Source organism: Streptomyces sp. NPDC053076, from assembly GCF_044546845.1.
Classification (GTDB): Bacteria; Actinomycetota; Actinomycetes; order Streptomycetales; family Streptomycetaceae; genus Streptomyces.
In genome coordinates this window covers 737,107-760,840 of sequence record NZ_JBITZL010000002.1, presented here as the reverse complement: position 1 = coordinate 760,840, position 23,734 = coordinate 737,107, and the positions used below count along the sequence as shown (strand labels likewise).

Sequence of the window (23,734 nt, the reverse complement as noted above, 5' to 3'; positions counted from 1 at the left end):
GCTCAGCTCTCCTTCGGTCGGCTCCGGTGCAGGGCCCACGGCGCGTGCGAGCGAGCGTGGGTGCGGCTCTTGTCGAGGGCCGTGGAACGGCTCGTGCCGCCCGAAGCCCGGTGACGGCCGGACTCGGCGCTGGTCAGTTCGTCGAAGAGGGCGCGGGCGCCGAGCAGCGCCGAGCGCAGCTCCTCGGTCCCGGCGCCGGTCTCGCCCACTCCGCCGTCGGCACCGGTGCGGGCCGCCAGGTGCACCTGCCGGTAGCCGTCGACGTGGTCGGCGTGGTGCACGGACAGCGCGGCGAGCTGCTCCTCGTAGCGCCCGCCATCGGGGTAGCCGCGCACCGCGGCCACTTCGCCGAGCAGCCGGTCGGCCTCGGCCACCGCCTCCCGCGGGGAGTCGACGAAGCGTTCCTGAACCGCCGTCCAACGGTCCGCGTACCGCTGCCGCTCGACGCCGTCCAGCGGCTTCTCTTGCAGGTCACCATGGCGTTCGACCCGCTCGGCCAGCTCTCGTTCGGCGGCCGCGGTGTCCCCGTCGTGCAGGGCCACGGTCCGCTCGTACTCGGGCCCGAAGCGGTGCTTCAGGCTGGGCCCGCCATGCCGTCCGCGGCTGCGCAGGAACAGGGTGGCTGCGCCGAGGACCACGACCGCCGCGATCACGATCAACAAAATGATCAGCCCAGTGGACATGATTGCCTTCCCCTCGGACCGGCCCCGCCGGCCGGTTCTCCCTCCGGGTGACCCGGAACCCGCCCGGCAAACGGCCTCCCCCGGCGGCCGGCCGGCCCGCGGCGCCAGGGCCGGTCGCGCCGGAGGCCGCGCGATATCCGGTTGCCGAAGGCGCGGGACGGTTCCCCACAATGACCGCCATGACATGGACGATCGCCGCGGAACCGTACGACTCGTCGGCCGCCGCCGCCCTGTGGCGGGCGTACTACACGGAGGTCAGCGACCGCTGGTATCTGCTGCACGAGGGGCGCCGCACCGACCCGGACGAGCTGGAGCGGGAGATCGCGGCCCAGACCGGCGCGGAACTCGCGCCGCCGACAGGCCGGTTGCTCATCGGGCGGTACGACGGCACACCGGCGGGCTCGGCGGGCGTACGGCTGCTGGACCCGGACACCGCCGAGCTGACCCGGGTGTTCGTGCTGCCGGGGATGCGCGGCCTGAACGGGGCCGCGCGGCTCGTGGCCGCCGCCGAGCGGGCCGCCCGTCTGCTGGGCGCCCGGCGGCTGGTCCTGGACACCCGCGCCGACCTGGTCGAGGCCCGCGCCCTGTACGCCCGCCTCGGCTACACCGAGACCGGCCCGCACAACACCGACCCGTACGCCGACCACTGGTTCCGCAAGGAGCTGGGGCCGGATCCGGGCCCGGTCCCCGAGCCGGGTCCCGAGCCGGGTGCGGGTCCCGCGCCGGGTCCGGGTCCCGCGCCGGGTCCTGAGCCGGGTCCCGCGCCCGAGCCGGAGCCGGGTCCGTAGCCCGAGCCAGGTCCCGAGCCGGGTCCCGAACCGAAGCCGGTTCCCGAGCCTGAGCCGGGCAAGGACGTCAGCTGAACCTGGTGACCGGGGCGGCGTCGTGCGGACGTTCGCTCTCGGCGCCGCACAGCTCGCCGGTGAGCTCCTTGACCAGCTGGGTGAGGTCGGCCGAGCGGCCGGGCCGCCACCAGTCGCCGAGCAGCTCGGCCAGGGACTCCTCGCGGGCCTTGGCGAGCCGTTCGGCCACCTCGCGCCCCGCGTCGGTCAGGACGAGGTCCAGGCCCTGGCGCTCGGCGAGCCGCCGTTCCTCGACCTGGCGGGCGGCGGCCATGACCGCCTGGAGCGGGACCACGCTGCGCTCGGCCAGCACCCCCGGTTCGACGGAGCCGTAGCGGCGGACACGGAGCAGCAGCCAGCTGGCGGCGGGCAGCAGGTCGTACCCGGCCCGTTCGGTGATCTTCCGGTAGATCTCGCGGCGGCCCTCACGGGTACCGAGCACGGACAGGGCGCGGCACGTCTCGTCGTAGGACGAGCGCTCGACCGGGTTGGGCGGGATGGTCTCGGAGACGTCCGGCGCGGTGACCGAGCCGCGCAGCCGGTCCTCCTTCAGGTACCAGGCCAGCACGAAGCCGAGGAGGGCGACGGGCGCGGCGTAGAGGAAGACGTCGGTGATGGCGGACGCGTACGCGTGCAGGGCCGCCGGACGCAGCGTGGGCGGCAGGGCGGCGATGCCCCGCGGGTCGGACTTCAGCGCGTCGGCGCCGACACCGGGCGGCAGGCGTACACCCCGGAGGGCGTCGGTGAGCCGGTCGCCGAGCCGGCTCGCGAAGACACTGCCGAAGATGGCCACGCCGAAGGAGGCGCCGATGGACCGGAAGAAGGTGGCGCCGGAGGTGGCGACGCCCAGGTCCTCGTACGACACGGCGTTCTGCACGATGAGCACCAGGACCTGCATGACCAGGCCGAGTCCGAGGCCGAAGACGAAGAAGTAGACGCTCATCTCGGCGGTCGGGCTGGACTCGTCGAGCCGGTGCAGCAGGAGCAGGCCGATGGTGGTGACGGCGGTGCCGGTCACGGGGAAGACCTTCCAGCGGCCGGTGCGGCTGACGATCTGCCCGGAGATCGTGGACGACAGCAGCAGCCCGGCCACCATCGGCAGCATGTGCACCCCGGACAGGGTCGGGGAGATGCCGTGCACGACCTGGAGGAAGGTCGGCAGGTAGGTCATCGCGCCGAACATGGCGAAGCCGACGATGAAGCTGATGACCGAGGCCAGGGTGAAGGTACGGATGCGGAAGAGCCCCAGCGGCAGAACCGGTTCGGCGGCCCGGCGTTCGACGGCGACGAAGGCCGCTGCGAGCGCGACGCCGAGCACGGCGAGCCCGATGATCTGCGCCGAGTCCCACGCCCAGGTGGTGCCGCCGAACGAGGCGACCAGGACCAGGCAGGTGGCGACGGCGGCGATCAGGAAGGTCCCCGGGTAGTCGATGACGTGGCGGGCGGTACGGCGCGGGATGCGCAGCGCGGCGGCGATCACCGCCAGAGCCACCACGCCCACCGGCAGGTTGACGTAGAACACCCAGCGCCAGCTCAGATGCTCGGTGAACAGCCCGCCGAGCAGCGGCCCGAGCACACTGGTCGCGCCGAAAACCGCGCCGAACAGCCCCTGGTAGCGGCCGCGTTCGCGCGGCGGCACGAGGTCGCCGACGATCGCCATGGACAGCACTATCAGCCCGCCGCCGCCCAGGCCCTGCAACGCCCGGAAGCCGATGAGCTGCGCCATGTCCTGTGCCATGCCGCACAGCGCCGAGCCGATCAGGAAGATCACGATGGCGGTCTGGAACAGCCGCTTGCGGCCGTACTGGTCGCCGAGCTTGCCCCACAGCGGGGTCGCGGCGGTCGACGCCAGCAGATACGCGGTGACGACCCAGGAGAGGTGTTCGAGGCCACCGAGATCGCTCACGATGGTCGGCAGCGCGGTCGCCACGATGGTCTGGTCGAGGGCGGCGAGCAGCAGCCCCAGCAGCAGGGCGCCGATCGGGACCAGTACGCCGCCCGGGACGCCTTCGCCACTCCTCGCGTCCTGTGCCGCGCCGTGCGTGTCCAGGGCCATGGAGACCTCCCGGGGCTCGGGTGCACCTCTTCCATCGTGATCGGTGTCACCGCTTATGGCCTGTCGAGTCCTGGGGATGTGACGGAGATCCGCATATTCTCTGAAGTTCCCGAGGGGAGGGCCGGACGGTGACGGGAAGCCAGGGCGCCACGTGCCCGGAGTGCGGGACCCCGAGGGGCCCGGACAACACGCCGTCGTGCGACTGCACCGAGCGGGCGTCCGAGGCGCTGCGCGAGGCACGAACGGCCGAGGCGGCAGCGGCGGAGGACTTCGACTCCCTGCGGATACGGCCGTATGTCGAGGTCCCGACCACGTCCGCCCCACCAGCCCCGCCACCCGATGCCGACGCGTCCACGCCTCGACATCCGACGCCCGAACCGGCCAAGTCCCCGCACCGGCCTCCGACGCCCGAACCGGCCAAGTCCGAACTCCAGCCCCCGACGGCAGAGCCAGTCCCCCCTGCGCCACCACGCCCGCCGACAGGACCCGATACACCGGCACCGGCACCGGCGCCCGTCCCATCGGCACGACCCGGTACACCGGCGTCGGCGCTCGTCCCGGCGGCGGAGATGACCGGGGCCGCACCACGGGCGGCCGAGACCATCGAGACCGACGAGACAAGGGGGACGAAGGGGACCAGGGGGACCCGCGAGAGCGGCGAGCCGATACCGGGCGGACAGACGCCCGACAGGCCGATACCGAACGGGCCGACACCGGACGAGCCCACACCCGGCGGGCGGATACCGGACGGGCCGACACCGGACGGGCCCACACTCGGCGGGCCGGCACCGGACGAGCCCACCCCCGGCGGGCCGGCACCGGACGGGCCCACACCCCGCGGGCGGATACCGGACGGGCCGACACCGGACGGGCCCACACCCGGCGGGCGGATACCGGACGGGCCGACACCGGACGGCCCGGAGGACCACGGACCCCGGATTCGCTCGCGCCCGGCGGACGATGGGCCTGGGCGCCGCTCAGGCGCGGCGGACGACGGGCCTGGGCGCCGCTCAGGCGCGGCGGACGACGGGCCTGGGCGCCGCTCGCGTCGTACCGTGCTGCTGGCCGCCGGAAGCGCGGGGGCGGTGATCTTCGCGGCGGCCGGTTTCGCGCTGTTCTCCTACCACGCGCCGGTCCGGGACCGGGCGGCGGCTCAGGAGGTCAGGGAGAGCATCCCGGCCGCGACCATACGGCCGCCCGCCTCGGTGAAGGCACCGGCTTCGGTACCGCCCGTCGTGCCCCGCTCGCCGTCCCACTCCCCCTCGGCGTCGGCGGACCCGAGCCCCTCCGCCGGTACGGCGTCACCGTCACCGACTCCCACGGCCTCGGGCAGCGCCTCCCCCACCGCCTCGCCCAGCCCGTCCGTGACGGTGTCCGGCACCCCGGGGACCACGCCCGCCGTGGCACCGGTACTGCGGCGCGGCGACACCGGCCCGGAGGTCGTCGAACTCCAGCTCCGGCTGAAGCAGTTGAACCTCTACGGCGACCGGATCGACGGCGCCTTCACCCGCCCGGTGGAGGACGCCGTACGCAACTACCAACTGGCCCGAGGCGTTCTGCGCGACCCCCTGGGCGAGTACGGCCCGGCGACCCGAAAGAGCCTGGAAGCCGAAACAACGAAGCCCTGACACCACCACCCCGCCCCACCCCTTCAGGGGCACGAGAAACCACGCAACCAGCCACCACACACCCGCACCCGACCAACCGACACCCCGCACCCGGCACCCGGCACCCGGCAGGGGCGCGAGGAACTGCGCGACCAGCCACCACACACCCGCACCCGACCAACCGCGGCACCCGGCACCCGGCAGGGGCGCGAGGAACTGCGCGACCAGCCACCGCTCACCCGCACCCGACCAACCGCGGCACCCGGCACCCGGCAGGGGCGCGAGGAACTGCGCGACCAGCCACCGCTCACCCGCACCCGACCAACCGCGGCACCCGGCACCCGCACCCGCACCCGCACCCGACCAACCGCGGCGCCCCCCAATCGTCAGCCGAGGCGCAGCCGAATCGTGCCGTCGGCCACCGCCTCGACCCGCACCCGCGCGAGGTCCGGCACGGCCACGTCCGGCTCGTGGACGACCGCTCGCGGGCCGACACCCACGACCCGCATCCCCGCGGCGCGCCCCGCCGCGATCCCCGCGCCGGAGTCCTCGAAGACGACACAGTCGGCCGGGTCGACGCCCAGTTCGGCGGCGCCCTTGAGGAAGCCCTCGGGGTCGGGCTTGCTCGCGCCCACCGACTCGGCGGTGACGCGGACCGCGGGCAGGGGCAGCCCGGCGGCGTTCATGCGGGCGGTGGACAGGGCGACGTCGGCGGAGGTCACCAGCGCGTGCGGCAGCCCGTCCAGCGCGGCGAGGAAGGCCCCGGCACCGGGGATCTCGATCACGCCGTCGGTGTCGGCGGTCTCCTCGGCGAGCATGCGGGCGTTGTCCGCCAGGTTCTGCTCCTTGGGCCGGTCGGGCAGGAGTACGGCCATGGAGGCGTGCCCCTGCCGGCCGTGCACGACCTTCATCACCTCGTCGCCGTCCAGCCCGTTCCGCTCGGCCCAGCGCCGCCAGATGCGCTCGACCACGGCGTCCGAGTTGACGAGGGTGCCGTCCATGTCGAGCAGGAGGGCACGGGCGGTGAGGACGGTGGGTGCGGCAGTGGCCGGCATCGGCAGCTCCAGATACGAAAAGACCCGGTGTCGTGGGGGACCGCGGGAGGGACAAGGCGGCCCCGCCCGCCGGTCAGGGAGAACGGGCGGGAGCCACTTTGTTCCTCCACGGTACAAAACAAGCCCCTGATCCCGCCACCACCCCGGCGAGCGTTCATCCGCCGTTCAGCTCAGCCGCTCACGGCCTCCCACAGGCTCCACACGCCGAGCGCCAGCATCAGCAGCGCCGCGATCTGCGTGATCAGCCGCAGCGGCACCCGCTTCATCAGGGCCTTTCCACCGACGATGCCGAGTCCGGCGACGGCCCACAGTCCGAGCACGGCGCCGAGACCGACGGAGAGGGGGTCGTCGTAACGGGCGGCGAGGTTGGCGGTCATGATCTGGGTGAGATCGCCGAACTCGGCGACGAGGATGAGCATGAAGCCCGTACCCGCGACCCTCCAGAAGGACTGGTCGGCGGGCTTCTTCACCTCTTCCTCCGCCTCGTCCTTCTTCAGCAGCAGCATCGCGGCCCCGCCGAGGAAGAGGACGCCGGTGAGGGCGTGCACGATCTGCTGCGGCAGCAGGGTGAGCACACTGCCGGCCGCCACGGCGAGCACGACGTGCAGCAGGAAGGCGGCGGCGACGCCCGCGAAGACGTACGAGGCGCGATAGCGGGTGCCGAGGACGAGGCCGGCGAGCGCGGTCTTGTCCGGCAGTTCGGCGAGGAAGATGACGCCGAAGACAAGCGCCGTCACGGTGATGCTGATCAAGGTTCCTCAATCGGTCGGGGCTGCCCGCCGAGAGTGCGGTACATCACGCGATGACACCTCGGCACGGCAGCGCACACGGCGCCCGCACCAGGAGGCACGGGCGTGCACTGCTTGCCGAAGGTCTCGCTGACGGGCCCCACAGGGTCCGCCTCCGGGCGCCGGCTCAGGCTCGCTGAGCAGTATGTCGACGGTCCGGCGAAGAGCTACTCCCCTTCTGCGCCTCCCATCGTACGGGATGTGAAAGTTCGCTCGTAAACCTTGTAGTGACATGCACGCGTCACTAGTTTCTTACCGAGCGCTCACCCTCCGGCAACACGGCCCCGCGAGCATTCCCTCGCTCGCACCCAACGTCCCTACCCCGCAAGGGAGTTCACGCATGTCCAGGTTCTACGCGCGTCGACGGACGAGCATACTCGCGGCCCTCACCGGCCTGATAGCCTCCGTCGCCCTGTTCAACTCCCCGAGCGCCTCCGCCGCCCTCCCCACGCCGGTCAGCGCCGCCACCGCCCGCAGCTACCTCTCCCAGCTCACCGTGGCCACCGAGAACCGCACCGGCTACGACCGCGACCTCTTCCCGACCTGGATCACCATCTCCGGCAGCTGTAACACCCGCGAGTGGATCCTCAAGCGGGACGGTTCGAACGTCGTCACCGACTCGGCCTGCGCCGCCACCAGCGGCAGCTGGTACTCCCCGTACGACGGCGCCACCTGGACCGCCGCCTCCGACCTGGACATCGACCACCTCGTGCCGCTCGCCGAAGCCTGGGACTCCGGGGCGAGCAAGTGGACCACCGCCCAGCGCCAGGGCTTCGCCAACGACGTCACCCGCCCCCAGCTCCTCGCGGTCACCGACAACGTCAACCAGGCCAAGGGCGACCAGGACCCGGCCACCTGGATGCCGTCGCGTACCGCGTACCGCTGCACCTACGTCCGTGCCTGGGTCCAGGTGAAGTACTACTACAACCTCTCGGTCGACTCCGCCGAGAAGAGCGCGCTGACGAACTACCTGGCCGGCTGCTGAGGTTCCGGACTTCTCGGCAGCGCCGTAACGCTTGCCGCCGCGGGCCGGCCGTAGCCGATTGCGAACCCGTGGCTGATCGCGGGCCGGTCGTAGCCGGTTACGGACCGGCCGATCGCGGGCCGGCCGTAGCCGATCGCGAACCCTGGCCGAGCGCGGGCGGGCCGTGGCCGGTTGCCGAACGGCCGGCCGAAGTCCGGTCGCGGCCGGCCGTGGGGTCGTTGGCCGGTCGCGCAGTTCCTCGCGTCCCCGGGGAGCTGCGGCGGCCGGCGTGCCCGCACCGCCCCGCGGCTCGTCAGGAAACCGGCGTGCGGCGCATCACGTAGCCCGCCGCCGCGCCCGCTCCGAACAGCGCGGCCACCGAAACCCCGGTGGCCAGCCAGGTCGCGCCCAGCCACTGGGCGCCGTAGTAGCCGAGAGCCACGCTGTACGCGGCCCAGGACAGGCCGGCCAGGGCGGACCAGGGCAGGAAGTCGCGGGCACGGCGATGGGCCGCGCCCGCGCAGAAGGACACGACCGAGCGGCCGGCGGGAGCGAAGCGGGCCAGCACGACCAGCGCGCCACCGCCACGGGCGAGCGCATCGCCGAGACGTTCCTGCGCGGTGGTCAGCCGCCGGGAGCGGGCTATCGCCCGGTCCAGCCGCTCCCCGCCCCGCCAGGCCAGCCGGTAGGCCACCAGGTCGCCGAGGACCGAGGCCGTCGCCGCGGACAGGATCAGGGCCAGGATGTCCGGCACCTCGTGCGGCACCCGGCCCGTCGCCGCCCCGGAACCCGCCGCCGCTGCCGTGCCGGCGGTGATGACGAGCACACCGCTGGGCAGTACCGGCAGGAACACGTCAAGCAACACCGACACGGCCACCACGGCATAGATCCATGGCCCGGCCGCGAGCGCACCCACGCTTTCGAACACGACGACTCCCGTCACTCCCCCGCTGACAGCCATACAGCGTACGCCGGGGGTGTGACAGGAGGTTCGCGGGGGGTGTGTGGGGTGATCACACGACGTTCACAGTGGGGTGACCGCGTGTGCCGGTCAGGTCGCCGGCGGGGGCCGCTCGGCTGCGAGCCGTATGCCGGTCAGGCCACCACCGAGACACACTCGGCCACGAGCCGTATGCCGGTCAGGCCGCCACCGGGGCCCGCTCGGCCGCGGGCTCGCTGTCCGCCGCCGTGCGCCGGCCGACGAGACGGTCCAGCCCGAAGGCGCCGGAGCCGGTGAAGACCAGCAGGAAGAACGTCCAGCAGAACAGCACCGACAGCTCGCCGCCGTTCTGGATGGGCCACAGGGCGGCCTGCTGGTGGACGTCGAAGTAGGCGTACGCCATCGAGCCGGAGGCGATCAGCGCGGCCCCGCGGGTGCCGAGGCCGAGCAGCACCAGGGCGCCCGCGACCAGCTGGATCACGGCCGCGTACCAGCCGGGCCAGGTGCCGGCCGGGATCGTGCCGCCGCCGGTGCCCCCGGCGCCGCCGAGGACGCCGAACAGGGAGGCGGCGCCGTGCACGGCGAAGAGCAGGCCGACGACCATGCGGAAGGCCCCGATGACATAGGGCTGGGCGGAGTTGAGACGAGCGGACATGAGGGAGGACTCCTCTTCGGTGTCTGTCGGGCCGGCCGGGGACTGAGCGGGCCGGTCGTGGGGGCGGCGGTAACCGAATGGACCATAGGTTAGGCACACCTAATCTGTGCTTGCAAGTTCAACATTCGGCCATGCCACGACTCCCCGCTCAGGGAGTCCGGGCACACGAAAACCGCCGCCCGGCACGCGAGTCATCGGCCGTGCGGCGGGTGAGGGTTCGGGAGCCGTCGCCCCGTACGAGTGATCACCCGGCGACGGCCCCTGCCGTGCAGTGCCCCCGTCACGCGTGGCCCCTGCCGTGCAGTGACCCCGTCACGCGTGGCCCCTGCCGTGCAGTGACCCCGTCACGCGTGGCCCCTGCCGTGCAGTGGTCCCCTTAGGCGGTGACCCCCTCTATGCGGTGACCCCCTCTATGCGGTGACCCCCTCTACGCGGTGACCCCCCTCATGCCGTGGCCCCCCTCATGCGGTGTCCGTCTGTTCGGCGGGCCGCGCGGAACGGCCGCGTACCTCCAGCCCCGCGAGCAGCTCCGCCGTGGCGCGGGCCACGGCGTCCACCGCCTCGTCGAACACCTCACGGTTGTGGGCGGCGGGGGCCCGGAAGCCCGAGATCTTCCGTACGTATTGCAGCGCGGCCGCGCGGACGTCCTCGTCCGTGGCCTCACCCGGCAGCGCGGGCGGTCGCAGCGTCTTGATGCTCCGGCACATGCTCCCAGTCTGGCGCGCCCCGCCCACGCCTGCGATGATCACCGCGAAGGCGGCCACCGACTCCCGGGGCCGACCATCGAAAGGGACAACTCCATGACGAACCCGCTCACCGTGGCCGTCCTCGGCCCCGGCGGCACCGGCGGCCTGCTCGCCGCCCTGCTCTCCCGCTCCGGCCACCGCGTGATCTGCCTGGCCGGGGAGGCCACGGCCGAGACCCTGCGCCGTGACGGCATCACGGTCCGCAGCCCGCAGTTCGGCGACTTCACCGCCCCCGTCGAGGCGGACACCGCACTGCGCGAGCCGGTGGACGCCTGCCTGATCACCGTCAAGCACACCGCGCTCGACGCCGCCCTCACCCGGATCCCGCGCCCGGTCCTCGGCGACGCCCTGTTGGTGCCGCTCCTGAACGGCGTCGAACACCCCGCCGCCCTCCGCGCCGGCCACCGTCCCGACCGGGTCGCCCCGGCCGTGATCCGGGTGGAGTCCACCCGGGTCGCCCCGGGCGTGATCGAACACGGCAGCCCGTTCACGGAGATCGACCTGACCGGGGACGCCGTACCCCGGGGGCGCCTCGAGACGCTGGCCGACCGGCTCACGGACGCCGGCGTGACCGCGCGCGTGGCCGGTGAGGAGACGGCGGTCCTGTGGGCCAAGATGGCGTTCCTCGCGCCGTTCGCCCTGCTCACCACCCGCTACGGCGTCCCGCTCGGCGAGGCCCGCACCCGTCACCGCACGGAGCTGGAGGCACTGGTGGCCGAGACCACCGCGGTCAGCCTCGCCTGCGGCGCCCCCGCCGACCCGGCCCGGGCCCTCGCCCGGTACGACACCTTCCCGCCGGCCACCAAGTCGTCCATGCAGCGTGACGCCGAGGCGGGCCGCCCGCTCGAACTCGACGCGATCGGCGGTGCGTTGCTCCGGGCGGCCGAGCGGCACGGCGTACCGGTGCCGGTGACGGCACGGTTGGTACGGGAGCTGCGGGACGCCGGTCACTGAGCCGGCGCCCCACCGCCGCCACCCGTTCGGCTGAACCTTGTCCCTGGGCCCGGATCGACCTCGCCACCCAAAATCGAACAGGCGTAGCATTGTCGCGTGGCTACGACCTATGAATTCCCCAGTGACCTCCTCGCCGGCCAGGAGGAGCTGCATCAGGTCCGGGCCGAGCTGTCGGCCCTGCTCAAGCGGTTGCCCTGGTCGGTCGAGCCGATGGACGGCTTCAGTGACGACACCGGCTGGCGCAAGGTGGAGCGGCCCGCGTCCCCCGGCTGGACGGAGGACGAGCAGGCCGAGGTGGAGAAGCTGCGGCGGCGCGAGCACGAGCTGGCGGTCTTCGTCAGCACCCATCGCTTCTGGGCCGAGGTCGCGGCGGGGGACCGCATGGAGGCCCGCACGCGGCTGAAGCGCGCCCGCGAGGAGGCGGCACAGGAGGAGTAGCGGAAAGAAACAAACCGGCCCCCCGGAGACTTCCGAGGGGCCGGACCTGTGGGCGCGGACGGTTTCGAACCGCCGACATCCTGCTTGTAAGGCAGGCGCTCTACCCCTGAGCTACGCACCCGGGACAGGTCGACAGCCTACATCGCCCGGTGGGCTGCACCGCAAACCGTCTTCCCCGCCTCACCTGGGCCGAGGGGGGATATCCCCACCCTCGGTACGGGTGGGGGCCGCAGCGCGGTTCCGGGGCGATGACGTCTACGGTCTTCGAAGACCGACACACTTCCGGCCGCCGGGTCCGGCGGGCGGGACCAGGGGGAGAAGACCGAATGGCTCGTTCACGTCCCGTCCGCGCCGCCGGCACGGCCGCGCTCGCCGCTGCGCTCATCGCCGGTGCCAGTGCCTGCGGTGCCTCCGCCGCCGACGACGACCACCCGGACCACCGGGCCTTCACGCTGCACGGCCGCACCCTCACCGTCGACTCCGACGACTCCGCGCTGGAGGTCGTCGCCTCGGACAGGCAGAAGGCCGGGACAGTCGACGTCACCCGCTGGTTCGAAGGGTCCGTGGTCGCCGGCGGCGAACCCACGGTGAAGTGGTCCTTCGCGGACGACCGGCTCGTGCTGAGTGTGCACTGCAACGGCTTCATCGCCGACTGCTCGGCCCGGCACCGGATCGTGGTGCCCCGCGGGGTCGGCGTCAAGGTGGAGAACGCCGACGGAAACGTGCGGGCCTCGGGCTTCCGGGAGCCGGTCAGCATCCACGTCGACGACGGCGCCGTGCGCGTCACCGGCTCCAGCGGGCCGCTGGACCTGGCGGCCGGCGACGGGTCGGTGCGCGCCGAGGTGTCCTCGCGCCGGGTGAAGGCCGTCACGAGCGACGGCTCGGTGGACCTCGAACTCTCCCGCACCCCCGACCTCGTGGACGCCGGCAGCGACGACGGCTCGGTGACGGTCGCCGTGCCCAGGAGCCCGTACCGGGTGTCGGCCGGCTCCGACGACGGATCGGTGTCGGTGTCCGTACCCCGCGACGACAGCAGCCCGCACCGGGTGTCGGCACACACCTCGGACGGGAAAGTCACGGTGCGCACGGCGAACTGACCGGCCCGTGTGTTCGTCTCCAACGGGTGGGAGAATGACACCACCCAGGGCGAACCACAGCACGGGAGAGGGATGTGACGGCGACACCGGGCACGCCAGCGACACCGCCGTACCCGCCGCCGTCCACCCCCCGGGCCCGGCGTACTCGCTCCGCCCTGCGTGACACCCTCGCCCTGCTGAGCCTGCCGCTGCTGGCCGCACCGGTGCTGGCCGCCTCCTTCGCCGGTGGCGGCACCCGGCGCTGGTTCGGTGGCCGGGCCGAGAGCCAGCGGGCCGAGGCGCAGGCCGCGAAGGACGCCGCGGCGGCGGCGTTCTACGAACTCGACACCGCCCAGCGGGATCTGCGGATCTCGATCGAGACCATCTCGGCGGTGGACGACTCCCCCGCCGCCCGGCGCGCCGTCTCCGACTTCGAGGCGCTCGGGCACCGGATCGACGAGGCCAGCGGGCAGTACATCCAGGCCGTGGACGCCCACGACCTGGACCGGCACGACCTGGAGGCCGGCACGGCCGCCCGGGCGCGCGCCGAACTGACCGCGGCCAAGGACGAACTGCTGAGGGCCCGGCAGGAGCTGGACCGGTTCGGCGGCTCGCTCGGGCCGCTGCTGGGCAAGGCGGAGACCCAGCTGGCCCGGCTGGCCCCCGCGGTGGAGCGGGCCCGGCAGTCGCTGCTGGCCGCGAGCAACGCCCTGGACGCCGTACGGGAGAAGAACCTGCGGGCCGATGACCTGGCCGCGCGGCTGGCGGCCCTGTCCCCGGAGCTGACCAGGCTGAACCAGGGCGCCGGGCAGCACGGGGTACAGGCCACGCTGGAGCGGGCCGAGCGGGTGCAGCGGGAGGCCGGGGCGATCCGGGTCGAGGCCGAGCGGCTGCCTGAGCGGGCCGCCGAGACAGACCACCGGCTGGTGTCCTTGCGGACCAGGGCGCAGGCGCTGACCACCCGGGCCGGGCAGGTGGAGCCGGTGCTGAGCGAGCTGCGGCGCCGGTTCGCCGCCGCCTGCTGGCAGGATCTGCAGCAGGTGCCCGGGCTGACCGCGGAGAACGTGCGGCAGGCCGAGCTGAAGCTCCGGGAGGCGCAGACCGCGCGGGACGCCCAGCGGTGGCCGGACGCCACCTCGCTGCTGTCGACCGTGCGGGCGCTGCTGAATGCCACCGACGACGCCGTATCGGCCGCCGGAGACCGGCTGGCCAGGCTGAACGCGGTACAGAAGGACCCGCAGGCGGAGATCGAGCGGACCCGGTTCGCGATCCGGGACGCGCAGCGGCTGGCCATGACGGGCCGTACGACCCCCGATCCGCGGCACGCCCGGCCACTGGACGACGCCGTGGCCCGGCTGGAGCGGGCGATCGGCACGCTGGAGGGGCGGCATCCGGACTACTGGCACTTCCTGACCGAGACGGAAGGGGTGCGGCAGGCGGTGGCGCGGGTGGTGGCACAGATCCGCGAGGAGCGCGGCGCCGGGCACTGAGCCGTGTTGCCGGTCGGCCGGGGCAGGCGGATATTGAATGGACGGATGGCCTCCGCTAGCGCCCGAGGGAGGCGGACATGGCCACACACTCAGTGCGTACCGGGAACGCCGGCGAAAGCCGGCGCACGCGGCTGGACGACCACCTGCCCGTCGACCACCGGCTCAACACGGTCTACCGGATCGGCGCGGGCCTGATCGGCGCGTTCCTGGTCGCCTTCGGCATTCTGGGCCTGATCGACCAGATCGGCTTCTTCAACACCGGCGGCAACAGGGTGGCCGGTCTGAACTCCAACGGCACGCTCAGTGTGCTGTCGATCTGCATCGGCGCGCTGCTGCTGGTCGGCATGGTGATCGGCGGGAACTTCGCGTCGACCCTGAACATGGTCCTCGGCGTGCTGTTCCTGCTGAACGGCTTCCTGTTCCTCGGCCTGCTGGACACCGCCAACAACTTCCTGGCGTTCAAGATCCAGAACGTGTACTTCAGCTTCATCGTGGGCCTGCTGCTGATGACCTTCGGCATGTACGGCCGGGTGGGCCACAACCTGCCGCACGACAATCCGTACTGGCGGGCCCGCCACCCGGAGCCCTCCCCGCACGAGCAGCGGACGCAGCACGAGCTGCGGGAAGGGCGGGAGCGGCAGGACCCGCCGCCGGATCAGGTCCGGTAGGCGTAGAACGCCGCGGTCGGGTACGAGGCGACGAGGCTGGCCACCGACCTGTTGTAGGTGTTGGTCGAGTGGTAGCTCACGTACGGCACGCCCCGGCTGTCACGGTTGGTGACGATCATCGAGTGGTCCTTGGACCCGTCCCGGTTGAAGTCCATCTGCAGCACGTCGCCAATGTCCAGCTGGTAGACGTTGGCGAGGCTGGTGACCCGCTTCGAGGACAGGGCGAACCAGGAGAACTCGTTGACACCGACGAAGGAGTCCGACTGGATCTCGGAGTTGCCGAACCACTTGTGGAAGTCGTTGGTGTAACCGGGCACGTGCTTCCAGCCGCCGGCCTTGAGGGCCTGGCTGACGAAGTTGGTGCAGTCGCCGCCGGCTCCCTGACCGTTGAAGTCCGGGTAGTCCGGGTTGTACGTGTTCCAGTACTTGGCCGCGTACGCCACCATGGCCTTGTAGTCGTACCCGGTCGTGGTGAGGTTCTTCCTGTTGGCCGGGGCCGGCCAGGTGGTGGCCGCGCGGGCCGCGCTCGGCGGGCCGTCGTCCGCGGTGGTCTTCACCTTGGCGACCTCGGGCTTGGCGACCTGGTTCACCGCGAGGTAGCCCTGGTCGGTGTCCTGGATGCCGGTGAGCTGCCAGTCGCCGTGCCGGTCGGCCGTGAAGCTCAGCTCGTGGTGAGCCTGGAAACCGGTCGACTTCGGGCTGTTGGCCTTGGCCTTGTCGTAGGTCAGCGTCGTGGTCTCGGTGACGGCGACCTTGGCGTGCCGGCCCTTCACCTGGGTCGCGTCGAGCGTGACCTTGGTGCTGCCCGCGCGGTACGTCTCGCCCAGTCGGGCGAGCCGGCTGCGGCGGTCGCGCAGCTCGTCCAGCGCGGACTTCTGCTCCTGCGTCTGTCCGCCGGACAGACGCACGGACCCGGAGAAGCCGGACGTGTGCCGGGTGTCCGCCTGGCCGGCACCCTCCACGAGGGTCTGCGTGCGGTCCGTGAAGACCGCGTCGGCCAGCCGCTGGAAGGTCGCCTTGGTGGCCGCGTCCACCGTCGGGTCGTCGGTCACCGCCGCGCCCGCGCTCCAGTTGGGCACCAGGGCCACACCGGCGACCACCGAGGCGGCCGCGGCGGTGACTATGGCGGTACGGCTCCGCTTGCGGCTCAGTCTTCTAGATTTCAATGATGTTCCCCTCTACGCCGGTACTCATACCGGGAGAGGGGCATCTTCGCATGACGGGAGTGGCCCATGTGAAGGGGGTTGCACAAGTGGAACCCCCCGTGCTGACTTGTTACTTGACGACCGCCGACCAGTCCGGCGACTGGGCCGGGTCGAGGCTGCGCAGGGCGGCCAGGGTCTGCGGCTTCTGCACGTCGAGCCAGTCGGCCAGCTCCTTGAAGGACACACACTTGACGCCCTTCTTGCTGCACACGTTCTTGACCACCTGGTCGATGGACTTCATGTAGATGCCGCCGTTCCAGTCCTCGAAGTGGTTGCCGATGAACAGCGGCGCCCGGCTGCCGTAGTAGACCCGGTTGAAGCCGGCCATGTAGGACTCGACCGTCTGCTGCTCCCACTCGGGGAACTTGGCGGCGTCGCCCTGGGTCTCCCCGTCGGACTGGTTGTACAGGAAGTTGAAGTCCATGGACAGGCCCTGGAACTTGCCGCTCTCGTACGGCAGCATCTGCAGCGGGAAGTCCCATACGCCGTTCTTCTTCGACGGCCATATCTGGAAGTCGCCCGGCGAACTGGCGTCGTAGCGCCAGCCGTAGCTCTTGATGGCCTTCAGCAGGTTCGGCTGGCCCTCCAGGCAGGGTGCCCGGCCGCCCGTGACCTCCTTCTTGAAGTCGAAGGGCAGCGCCGGGACGTCCTTGAAGCCGGTGTTGGTCTTCCAGTGCTCCACGAAGGAGAAGAACTGGTCGATCTCGCTCTTCCACTCCGCCACGCTCCAGTCGCCGCCGCCCTTGGCGCCGCAGAAGTGGCCGTTGAAGTGGGTGCCGATCTCGTTGCCGTCCTCGTACGCCGCGCTCAACTGCTCCAGCGTGGTGCGGATGTGGTCGTCGGTGGCGTAGTCGATCGCGGCGTCGCCTGCGGAGTGCATGGGGCCGTGGTACTGGGCCTTCTTGCTCTTGGGCAGCAGGTAGATGCCCGTGAGGAAGAAGGTCATGTGGGCGTCGTACTCCTTGGCGAGCTCCCGGTAGTGCGAGAACAGGTGGTCGCTGCCCTCCAGCGCGCCGTCCCAGGAGAAGACCACGAACTGGGGTGGCTTCTCGCCGGGTTTGAGCGGCTTCGGCGCCAACTGCCCCTTCTGCGGCCCGGTGTAGGAGGTGGAGCCGTCGCCGAGGATCTTGGTCTTGCCGTCCCACTCCGGCGTCGGACTGGCCTTCGGCGCGGACGTGGCCTTGCCGCCGGCCGCGGCGGTCGGCGTGCCGTCGCTGTCCGTGCCGGACAGCGCCAGGAAGCCGGCCACCAGCGAGGCCACGACGAGGAGTGCGGCGAGCGTCAGGACCTGCGGCCGGGTGGCACGGGGCACACTGCGGCCGCGGGGGGCTCGACGACGGCCTGACGACGACATCTTGCGGGACATGCGCGGCTCATTCTGCGGAAGGGGAGGGTGGACGGATCACGGCTCAGCCGAGACCCGTCGCGGCCGACCAGAGGGCGTACGGAACGCTGTTGGCGGACGTACCGGCCAGCCCCTTGAGCGGCAGCGGCTCCAAGGACTTGGCCAGGTCGATCCGGTAGACGACGACCGCGGTGGACACGGAGTCGGCCGTGCCCACGTACCAGGATGCGGTGTCCTTGTCGGTGGTGCCCGCCTTCCCGGAGATCCCGGACCGGCCGGCCGCCGCGTCGGGGTGGGCCGTCTGGAAGGAGTCGGTGAGCGCCTCCGTGACCTCCTCGGCCACCGTCGCGCCGACGGCGCGTCCGGGCCGCGGGGTGGCCAGGGCGATCGGGGAACCGTTGCGGGTGATCCGGCGCACCGAGTACGGCTCGGTGTGGTTGCCGTCGGCGGCGAAGGTGGCGTAGCCACTGGCCATCCGGATCGCGCTGGGCGTGGAGTTGCCCAGCGACAGGACGGGCACCTGGGGGCCGATGCTGGAGGCCAGCAGTCCGGACTCCTCGGCGGTCTGGCGCACCTTGTCCAGGCCGGCGTCCATGCCGAGCTGCATGAACGGGGTGTTGACCGACTTCGCGAGCGCCTCGCGCAGGGTGATCTGCCCGTACGACTTCCCGCCGTCGTTGTGCGCGGCGACCTTCTTGCCGCTGCGGTCCCAGTACGGCCCCTCGGGCGTGGTGACGGGCACGCCGTCGTCGCCGTCGTAGACGCTGTCCGGGGTGACCTGGGTGGCGGGACCGCCGCGCGTCTTGTGCACGCCGTGTTCCAGCCCGGCGGCGTAGACGAACGGCAGGAACGCGGTACCGGCCGGGACCGTGGTCGCGTTGGACTCGTTGTAGCCCTGCTTACGGTGGTCCGGGCCGCCGTAGACGGCGAGGATCCGGCCGTCCGCCGTCACCGAGGCGGCGCCGTAGTGCCCGTTCTTCGCCAGCGCCGGATCGTCCTTCTTGGCCTCCTTGCGGGCCTTGGTGACGGCGTCGGTGAGCGCGCGCTCCCGCTTGCGGTCGAAGGTCGTGTAGATCTGGTAGCCGCCCAGGTCGAACTGCTTGTCCGTCAGGTGCCCGGACTTCTTGGCGTACTGCGAGGCCAGCTCCACCAGGTAGTCGCTCTGCTCACCGGTGTCGTACAGCGGGTTGGTCTTGAGCGGGTCGGGGAACTTGGTGTACTTGGCCCGTTCCTGCGGCGACAGCTTGCCGATCTTGACCATGCGGTCCAGGATCCAGGACCAGCGCTCCACGGCCCGCGCGTGGTTGGCCTTGCTGAGGGTGGGGTCGTAGAGACCGGCGCCCTTGAGCAGCGAGGCGAGCATGGCCGCTTCGGAGGCGTTGAGCTTGCCGACGTCCTTGCCGTAGTACGCCTGGGCGGCGCGCTGGATGCCGTAGGTGCCGCGGCCGAACCAGCTGGTGTTGAGATAGCCCTCCAGGATCTCGTCCTTGCTCATCTTGTTGTCGAGCTTGAGCGAGATCATCGCCTCGGTGAATTTGCGGCTGATCGTCTGGTTCTGGGTCAGATAAACGTTCTTCACATACTGCTGAGTAATGGTGGACCCGCCCTCGGTGTCCCCCTCGCCCACCGTGCGGAACAGCGCCCGGGTGATGCCTTTGACGGATATGCCCGGGTCCGAGTAGAAACTCTCGTTCTCCGCGGCGAGCACCGCCCAGCGGACGTCCTCGGGTATGTCCTTCAGCGGCATCGCCTGGCGCTGCACCCAGCCCGTGCGGGCCATGGGCGTGCCGTCGGACCAGAAGTAGACGTTGTCCTGCTGGGTCGCGTACGAGTTCAGGTTGCTCGGTATGTCCGTCATCGCGTACGCGGTGACGAGGAACGCCCCGAGGAGACCGCACGAGGTCAGGACGGCGCCGATCCACTGGCGCCAGGAGGGCATCCAGCGGCGCCAGCCGGTGCGGCCGGGGCGCGGGTAGACCGGCTTCAGGCGGCGCGCATAGGGGGCTATTCGGCGCGCGTAGGGGGCCAGCGGGCCGAGCAGGCGGCCGGCCGCGCTCGCGACCGCGACCGCGGAGGCGGCCCGGGCCTTCTCCCGTCCGGCGGAGCGCGTGCTGCGCCGGCGCTCGGCCCGGCCACCGCCCGGAGCGGGTGGCTCCGGCGGCGCCGGAACGCGCAACTGCATCGTCTCGTCCGCCCTGAGAGCCTCGACTCTCAGATGCAGGGTCTCGTCGGCGTCCGACGGCTTCTCGCCACGGCCACCCCCCATGGGGCCGTCCTCCCCTTGCGACGCATTGGTCACGCCTGCGTCTCCCTCCGCACTCGGTCTTGCTCGCGCGGGTGAGCTGAGCATCCTCGCAACGGCGTTCACAAATTATCAGTAAGGTTTTCGAATGCCCTGCACATATGCCGGATAGAAAGCAACACTCATGAAACATTGAGATGCCCCGGGCCGGGCCTTGACGGCTAACCTGGGCGCATGCCTCGCTACGAGTACCGCTGCCGGACCTGCGGCGACACGTTCGAACTCAGTCGCCCGATGGCGGAGTCCGCCGCCCCCGCCAGCTGCCCCGCCGGCCACGACGACACGGTGAAGCTGCTGTCGACGGTGGCCGTGGGCGGCGTGTCGAACGCCCCGGCGCCGGCCCCGCGGGGCGGGGGCGGCGGATGCTGCGGGGGCGGGTGCTGCGGCTGAGCCGGTTTGCCTACGAGCGTGGGCCAACGAGTGTTGACCTACGGCTGTGGTGTCCACGGACGCCGACCTACCGGCACCGACCCACCGGCCACTGGCCGCTGCGCGTTGGCCTACGGACGTTGACCCACAGCCGTTGACCCACAGCCGTTGGCCCATGGGTGTTGGCCTACGACTGTTGGCCCACAGCCGTTGACCCGTGTACCGCTCTCATGAACTCCCTGAGGATCCGCTCCCCCGCCAGCACGCCCCGCTCCGGAAGCGCGCTGATCCCCGGCGCGCTCCAGCCGGCGTCGGCCAGTTCGCCGTGGCCGGGGCGCCAGCCGCGGTCGGCGGCCAGCAGCAGGTCGGCGTCGAGCAGCGAGTCCCCGGCGGCCAGGATCAGCTCCGCGCCGGTGCGGCGGGCCAGCTCGCGGACGGCCGCGCTCTTGGTGAGCGGCTTCGGGACGGCGTAGATCTTCCGGCCCTGCAAGGACACCGTCCAGCCCCGGTTCTCCGCCCACACCGCCAGCTCCTTCACCCAGTCATCGGGCAGCAGCTCGCGCTCGACCACGAGGTAGGCGAACAGGTCCTCGGCGACCCGGTGCTTGCGCACCCACACCGGGTCGGAGGTGCGCAGCAGATGCTCGCGGATCTCCGCAAGCGGAGCGCACTCGTCGGCGAGCCGCGCCTGCACGCGTCCGTGCCAGTCGGCGTCGGTGACCCCGTCGACCAGCAGATGCCCGCCGTTGGCGCAGATCGCGTACTTCGGCGGCGGGCCGGGCAGGTTGATGCGCTGGTACTGCTTGCGCGTCCGGGTCGTCGTCGGCACGAAGACGGCCGAGTCGCCGAGGTCGGTCAGCAGGTGGGCCGCGGTCTCCGTCATGTAGGAGAGCGGCTTGGCCTCGTGCACCTCCACGCACAGCAGCCGGGGCGCCCGCGCGTCGGGCATGGTCAGGGCGAGGGCCGCCGCGGAGTAGATGAGCGTACGGTCGAGGTCGCTCGCCACCAGCACCGCCATCAGAGGTTCACCGCCTTGCCGTCGGCGCCGGTGGCGCCCCGCGTGTACTTGGGGTGGATCAGGCCGACGCAGGTGTACGGCAGGTCGCCGACCTCCTCGACGGGCACCCCGCGCTGCTCGGCGAGCAGCCGTACGTGGTCCAGGTCGGCGCCGGCCCCCGCCCGGGCGAGGATCTTCCACGGCACCCGGCGCAGCAGCACCCGGGTGGTCTCGCCGACGCCGGGCTTGACCAGGTTCACGTCGTCGATGCCGTACTCCTCGCTGATCCGCTCGACCGCCCGCCAGCCCGCCCAGGTCGGGGTGCGGTCGGCGGCCGACAGCTCCTTGACCGCCACCTCGACGGTGTCGGCGACCTCGGGGAAGCGGGCGGAGACGGCGTCCAGGAAGGCCACGGAGACATCGGCGCCGGCGAGTTCGCGGTAGAACTTCGCGCCGTGGAAGTCGTGCGGGCCGACCAGGTCGTCACGCAGGACCGTGCGCGAGATGAGACCGGAGACGGTCGAGTTCAGACAGGCGGAGGGGATGAGGAAGTCCTCACGGGTGCCGTAGGTGCGCACGCAGGAGCCGGGGTCGGCGAGGACGGCGATCTCCGGGTGGAACCCGACGATGCCCTCCTTCGCCTCGAACTCCTCCACCGCCTGCGCGAGTTCGCGGGTGATGGCGCCCTTGCCGGTCCAGCCGTCGACGAAGACGACGTCCCGGGGGTCGTGGTGGGCGGCGAGCCAGCGCAGCGCGTTGGTGTCGATCCCCCGGCCGCGCACGATCGACACGGCGTAGTGCGGCAGGTCGAGCCCGTGCCGGAACTGTGCCCAGCGGCGCATCAGGACGCCGACCGGGGTGCCCGCGCGGGCGAGGGAGACCAGCACCGGGCGGGGGTCGGAGGTTCCCCTGCCCGAGCGGGGCCGGGAATGCGGGAGCTCGGCGATCACCGTCTCGGTGACCACGCCGACCGCCCGCGCGATCCGGGCCGCCGAGGCTTCCAGGGCCGCGTGGAACAGTTCCTGGTACTGCTCGCTGGGCTGGTACTCCACCGGCAGCGACTCGGCGTAGTGGGCACCGCCGCTCTGGATGGCCTCCTCCCGCTCCTCGGTCGGCGCCTCCAGGGTGACGGCGGAGAGGTCCTGGAGCAGCCAGCCGACCTCCTCCGGCGCGTACGAGGAGAATGCGGGGCCGCGGAGGGGCTCGGGCAGCATGGCCGGCCTTTCGGGAGCGTGCGGGACGTACGACGGTACGACCGCGAGCAGGACGTGCGGGGCGTGCGCGGCGAGGCGGGCCAGCAGGCCGTCGGGCGCGTGCAGGGCGGGGGTGTCGGCGACGGAGTCGACCACGGCGACGACGGCGTCGAAGCCACCGCCGGCGACGTTGTAGGCGTAGCGCTCGCCGGGGCCGTCGGCCGGGTCGTCGTGGGCGGGGAAGACCAGGCGGGTGCGGATCGCGTAGCCGGGATCGTCGACCGCGAGGACGGGCGAGCGGGTGGTGGTGGAGAAGCGCACCTCGGCGTCCGTGGCCTGCTCCAGCGCGTGGGCGAGGCGCAGCGGGACGTACATCAGCTCTTCACAGCCGAGGACGAGGACGCGGCGGGCGCCGGCGGGCAGGGCGTGGCGTATGCGGTCGGCCATGGCGGGCAGGGCGGCCTCCAGGCGGCCCCGGTGGTGGGGCGTGAACCCGTGCCGGCCGCCGTCGGGGAGACCGGGGGGCCAGCGGAGATCGACGCGGGCGGGCTGGTACGCCCGGGAAGGGGTGCGGGACGGGGCTGCGTGCGGCTCCGCCGCGTGGGCGCCGCCGGCCTCGGCGGACCGGCGCCCGGCGGCCTCGCAGTCCGCCACCAGTCGCTGCCCCTTCTCCAGTACGCCCTCCGGCAGCCGTACGACCCCGGACGCGGCGGCGATCAGGTCCACCCGCGCTCCGATCTCCCCGGCGAACCGTTCCATCCGGGCGGAATCCTCGGGCGAACGCATATCGACCAGCGCCACCACCACATACCGTCGCCGCGGGTGCCGCTCGTGCAGGTCGCGGATGGTGTTGAGCACCGTGTTACCGGTCGAGAACTCGTCGTCGACCAGCACCAGCGGCCCGGCACCGGCCAGCAGGGCGGGGTCCTCCGGCAGCAGCAGGTGCGTCGTCGCGTGGGAGTGCGACTCCTCGAACCCGCCCGCCGCGGACACTCCGGGAACCGGCCGCCGCGTGGAGTGCAGGTACGGCGCGGAGCCCAGACCGTCGGCCACCGCGTGGCCCAGTCCGGTCGCGGTCTCCGCGTAGCCGAGGACGACCGCGGTCGCCGTCTCCGCCTCGCCGAGCAGGTCACGGACGCGACGGCCCAGACGGAGGCCGTGGTCGTAGACCACGGACGGCGACTGGGGGACGTGCTTGCCGAGGACGTTCGAGACCAGCAGGTGGGCCCGCTTGGGGTTGCGCCGCAGCGCGAGCCCCAGCAGGGCCGGCAGCCCGTCGTCGCCCACGAGTGCGACCCCGAGCCGCTCGGCGACCCAGCTGCCGGACCAGACCCCGTCGTTCACTGCGTTCTTCATGCGTT

The 23,734-nt window shown here is 72.1% G+C and carries 22 protein-coding genes and 1 tRNA gene; 9 read left to right on the top strand and 14 right to left on the bottom strand.

Features of this window, described 5'->3' with window-relative positions; all coding sequences use genetic code 11:
- Positions 1-2 precede the first annotated feature (2 nt).
- Positions 3-683, bottom strand: a complete 681-nt coding sequence (locus ACIGYR_RS10630) for a hypothetical protein (RefSeq protein ID WP_399595781.1) — start codon at positions 681-683, stop codon at positions 3-5.
- Between the two features lie 170 nt (positions 684-853).
- Between ACIGYR_RS10630 and ACIGYR_RS10625 the strand changes: the two genes are divergently transcribed.
- Positions 854-1,471, top strand: a complete 618-nt coding sequence (locus ACIGYR_RS10625) for a GNAT family N-acetyltransferase (protein WP_399595783.1) — start codon at positions 854-856, stop codon at positions 1,469-1,471.
- A 67-nt stretch (positions 1,472-1,538) separates the two neighbouring features.
- On the opposite strand, the gene ACIGYR_RS10620 is transcribed toward ACIGYR_RS10625, so the two are convergent.
- Positions 1,539-3,581: a DHA2 family efflux MFS transporter permease subunit gene (locus ACIGYR_RS10620; protein ID WP_399595785.1), complete on the bottom strand. Its 2,043-nt coding sequence runs from the start codon at positions 3,579-3,581 to the stop codon at positions 1,539-1,541.
- Positions 3,582-4,734: 1,153 nt separating this feature from the next.
- Positions 4,735-4,962 carry a hypothetical protein gene (locus tag ACIGYR_RS10615; protein WP_399595787.1) on the bottom strand — a complete coding sequence of 76 codons (228 nt, stop codon included), beginning with the start codon at positions 4,960-4,962 and terminating at the stop codon, positions 4,735-4,737.
- A 19-nt stretch (positions 4,963-4,981) separates the two neighbouring features.
- Between ACIGYR_RS10615 and ACIGYR_RS10610 the strand changes: the two genes are divergently transcribed.
- Entirely contained in the window at positions 4,982-5,209 is a 228-nt protein-coding gene (locus ACIGYR_RS10610; RefSeq protein WP_399595789.1) for a peptidoglycan-binding protein, read from the top strand.
- 365 nt (positions 5,210-5,574) lie between these two features.
- Here the strand turns inward: ACIGYR_RS10610 and ACIGYR_RS10605 are convergent, their stop codons facing one another.
- Together ACIGYR_RS10605 and ACIGYR_RS10600 are read right to left on the bottom strand one after the other, a co-directional pair.
- Positions 5,575-6,243: an HAD-IA family hydrolase gene (locus tag ACIGYR_RS10605; protein ID WP_391838682.1), complete on the bottom strand. Its 669-nt coding sequence runs from the start codon at positions 6,241-6,243 to the stop codon at positions 5,575-5,577.
- Positions 6,244-6,413: 170 nt separating this feature from the next.
- A complete protein-coding gene (locus tag ACIGYR_RS10600; RefSeq protein ID WP_399595791.1) occupies positions 6,414-6,995 on the bottom strand; it encodes a TMEM165/GDT1 family protein in 582 nt (193 codons plus the stop codon).
- A 376-nt stretch (positions 6,996-7,371) separates the two neighbouring features.
- Here ACIGYR_RS10600 and ACIGYR_RS10595 point away from each other — a divergent pair, with 376 nt between their 5' ends.
- On the top strand, positions 7,372-8,016 hold the full coding sequence (locus ACIGYR_RS10595) for an HNH endonuclease family protein (RefSeq protein WP_399595793.1): 645 nt from the start codon (positions 7,372-7,374) through the stop codon (positions 8,014-8,016).
- Between the two features lie 292 nt (positions 8,017-8,308).
- On the opposite strand, the gene ACIGYR_RS10590 is transcribed toward ACIGYR_RS10595, so the two are convergent.
- The 3 genes from ACIGYR_RS10590 to ACIGYR_RS10580 all read right to left on the bottom strand — a co-directional run bounded on the left by ACIGYR_RS10590 (position 8,309) and on the right by ACIGYR_RS10580 (position 10,297).
- On the bottom strand, positions 8,309-8,923 hold the full coding sequence (locus ACIGYR_RS10590) for a DedA family protein (RefSeq protein WP_391838677.1): 615 nt from the start codon (positions 8,921-8,923) through the stop codon (positions 8,309-8,311).
- Between the two features lie 211 nt (positions 8,924-9,134).
- Complete coding sequence (locus ACIGYR_RS10585; protein ID WP_399595795.1) at positions 9,135-9,590, bottom strand: DoxX family protein; 456 nt, start codon at positions 9,588-9,590, stop codon at positions 9,135-9,137.
- Positions 9,591-10,051: 461 nt separating this feature from the next.
- Complete coding sequence (locus tag ACIGYR_RS10580) at positions 10,052-10,297, bottom strand: DUF2277 domain-containing protein (protein WP_391838673.1); 246 nt, start codon at positions 10,295-10,297, stop codon at positions 10,052-10,054.
- Between the two features lie 93 nt (positions 10,298-10,390).
- On the opposite strand from ACIGYR_RS10580, the gene ACIGYR_RS10575 reads away from it, so the two are divergent.
- Positions 10,391-11,290, top strand: coding sequence for a ketopantoate reductase family protein (locus ACIGYR_RS10575; RefSeq protein WP_399595797.1), 900 nt, complete (start codon positions 10,391-10,393; stop codon positions 11,288-11,290).
- Between the two features lie 96 nt (positions 11,291-11,386).
- A complete protein-coding gene (locus ACIGYR_RS10570) occupies positions 11,387-11,728 on the top strand; it encodes a hypothetical protein (RefSeq protein ID WP_399595799.1) in 342 nt (113 codons plus the stop codon).
- Between the two features lie 49 nt (positions 11,729-11,777).
- Here ACIGYR_RS10570 and ACIGYR_RS10565 read toward each other — a convergent pair.
- Positions 11,778-11,849, bottom strand: a tRNA-Val gene (locus ACIGYR_RS10565).
- Positions 11,850-12,054: 205 nt separating this feature from the next.
- Here ACIGYR_RS10565 and ACIGYR_RS10560 point away from each other — a divergent pair.
- The 3 genes from ACIGYR_RS10560 to ACIGYR_RS10550 all read left to right on the top strand — a co-directional run bounded on the left by ACIGYR_RS10560 (position 12,055) and on the right by ACIGYR_RS10550 (position 14,962).
- A complete protein-coding gene (locus tag ACIGYR_RS10560; RefSeq protein WP_399595801.1) occupies positions 12,055-12,825 on the top strand; it encodes a DUF4097 family beta strand repeat-containing protein in 771 nt (256 codons plus the stop codon).
- Positions 12,826-12,899: 74 nt separating this feature from the next.
- Positions 12,900-14,294 carry a hypothetical protein gene (locus ACIGYR_RS10555; RefSeq protein WP_399595802.1) on the top strand — a complete coding sequence of 465 codons (1,395 nt, stop codon included), beginning with the start codon at positions 12,900-12,902 and terminating at the stop codon, positions 14,292-14,294.
- Between the two features lie 77 nt (positions 14,295-14,371).
- Positions 14,372-14,962, top strand: coding sequence for a DUF4383 domain-containing protein (locus ACIGYR_RS10550; protein WP_399595803.1), 591 nt, complete (start codon positions 14,372-14,374; stop codon positions 14,960-14,962).
- Here ACIGYR_RS10550 and ACIGYR_RS10545 read toward each other — a convergent pair.
- The 3 genes from ACIGYR_RS10545 to ACIGYR_RS10535 form a co-directional block, all read right to left on the bottom strand.
- Complete coding sequence (locus tag ACIGYR_RS10545; RefSeq protein WP_399596511.1) at positions 14,950-16,062, bottom strand: amidase domain-containing protein; 1,113 nt, start codon at positions 16,060-16,062, stop codon at positions 14,950-14,952. The genes ACIGYR_RS10550 and ACIGYR_RS10545 overlap by 13 nt on opposite strands.
- Positions 16,063-16,237: 175 nt before the next feature.
- Positions 16,238-17,533 carry a hypothetical protein gene (locus ACIGYR_RS10540; protein ID WP_399595804.1) on the bottom strand — a complete coding sequence of 432 codons (1,296 nt, stop codon included), beginning with the start codon at positions 17,531-17,533 and terminating at the stop codon, positions 16,238-16,240.
- Between the two features lie 43 nt (positions 17,534-17,576).
- Positions 17,577-19,778, bottom strand: a complete 2,202-nt coding sequence (locus tag ACIGYR_RS10535; protein WP_399596512.1) for a transglycosylase domain-containing protein — start codon at positions 19,776-19,778, stop codon at positions 17,577-17,579.
- 210 nt (positions 19,779-19,988) lie between these two features.
- Between ACIGYR_RS10535 and ACIGYR_RS10530 the strand changes: the two genes are divergently transcribed.
- Positions 19,989-20,204 carry a zinc ribbon domain-containing protein gene (locus ACIGYR_RS10530; RefSeq protein WP_391838661.1) on the top strand — a complete coding sequence of 72 codons (216 nt, stop codon included), beginning with the start codon at positions 19,989-19,991 and terminating at the stop codon, positions 20,202-20,204.
- 166 nt (positions 20,205-20,370) lie between these two features.
- Here ACIGYR_RS10530 and ACIGYR_RS10525 read toward each other — a convergent pair whose 3' ends face one another.
- Together ACIGYR_RS10525 and ACIGYR_RS10520 are read right to left on the bottom strand one after the other, a co-directional pair.
- Entirely contained in the window at positions 20,371-21,201 is an 831-nt protein-coding gene (locus ACIGYR_RS10525; protein ID WP_399595806.1) for an HAD family hydrolase, read from the bottom strand.
- A complete protein-coding gene (locus ACIGYR_RS10520; RefSeq protein ID WP_399595807.1) occupies positions 21,201-23,729 on the bottom strand; it encodes a phosphoribosyltransferase in 2,529 nt (842 codons plus the stop codon). The genes ACIGYR_RS10525 and ACIGYR_RS10520 overlap by 1 nt, the downstream gene beginning before the upstream one ends.
- Positions 23,730-23,734 lie beyond the last annotated feature (5 nt).

Excerpts from the sequence above, each read along its gene's own strand:
- ACIGYR_RS10630 (WP_399595781.1), bottom strand. The coding sequence starts at position 683 with ATGTCCACTGGGCTGATCATTTTGTTGATCGTGATCGCGGCGGTCGTG.
- ACIGYR_RS10625 (WP_399595783.1), top strand. The coding sequence starts at position 854 with ATGACCGCCATGACATGGACGATCGCCGCGGAACCGTACGACTCGTCG.
- ACIGYR_RS10620 (WP_399595785.1), bottom strand. The coding sequence starts at position 3,581 with ATGGCCCTGGACACGCACGGCGCGGCACAGGACGCGAGGAGTGGCGAA.
- ACIGYR_RS10605 (WP_391838682.1), bottom strand. The coding sequence starts at position 6,243 with ATGCCGGCCACTGCCGCACCCACCGTCCTCACCGCCCGTGCCCTCCTG.
- ACIGYR_RS10595 (WP_399595793.1), top strand. The coding sequence starts at position 7,372 with ATGTCCAGGTTCTACGCGCGTCGACGGACGAGCATACTCGCGGCCCTC.
- ACIGYR_RS10585 (WP_399595795.1), bottom strand. The coding sequence starts at position 9,590 with ATGTCCGCTCGTCTCAACTCCGCCCAGCCCTATGTCATCGGGGCCTTC.
- ACIGYR_RS10580 (WP_391838673.1), bottom strand. The coding sequence starts at position 10,297 with ATGTGCCGGAGCATCAAGACGCTGCGACCGCCCGCGCTGCCGGGTGAG.
- ACIGYR_RS10575 (WP_399595797.1), top strand. The coding sequence starts at position 10,391 with ATGACGAACCCGCTCACCGTGGCCGTCCTCGGCCCCGGCGGCACCGGC.
- ACIGYR_RS10560 (WP_399595801.1), top strand. The coding sequence starts at position 12,055 with ATGGCTCGTTCACGTCCCGTCCGCGCCGCCGGCACGGCCGCGCTCGCC.
- ACIGYR_RS10550 (WP_399595803.1), top strand. The coding sequence starts at position 14,372 with ATGGCCACACACTCAGTGCGTACCGGGAACGCCGGCGAAAGCCGGCGC.
- ACIGYR_RS10540 (WP_399595804.1), bottom strand. The coding sequence starts at position 17,533 with ATGTCCCGCAAGATGTCGTCGTCAGGCCGTCGTCGAGCCCCCCGCGGC.
- ACIGYR_RS10535 (WP_399596512.1), bottom strand. The coding sequence starts at position 19,778 with ATGGGGGGTGGCCGTGGCGAGAAGCCGTCGGACGCCGACGAGACCCTG.
- ACIGYR_RS10530 (WP_391838661.1), top strand. The coding sequence starts at position 19,989 with ATGCCTCGCTACGAGTACCGCTGCCGGACCTGCGGCGACACGTTCGAA.
- ACIGYR_RS10525 (WP_399595806.1), bottom strand. The coding sequence starts at position 21,201 with ATGGCGGTGCTGGTGGCGAGCGACCTCGACCGTACGCTCATCTACTCC.
- ACIGYR_RS10520 (WP_399595807.1), bottom strand. The coding sequence starts at position 23,729 with ATGAAGAACGCAGTGAACGACGGGGTCTGGTCCGGCAGCTGGGTCGCC.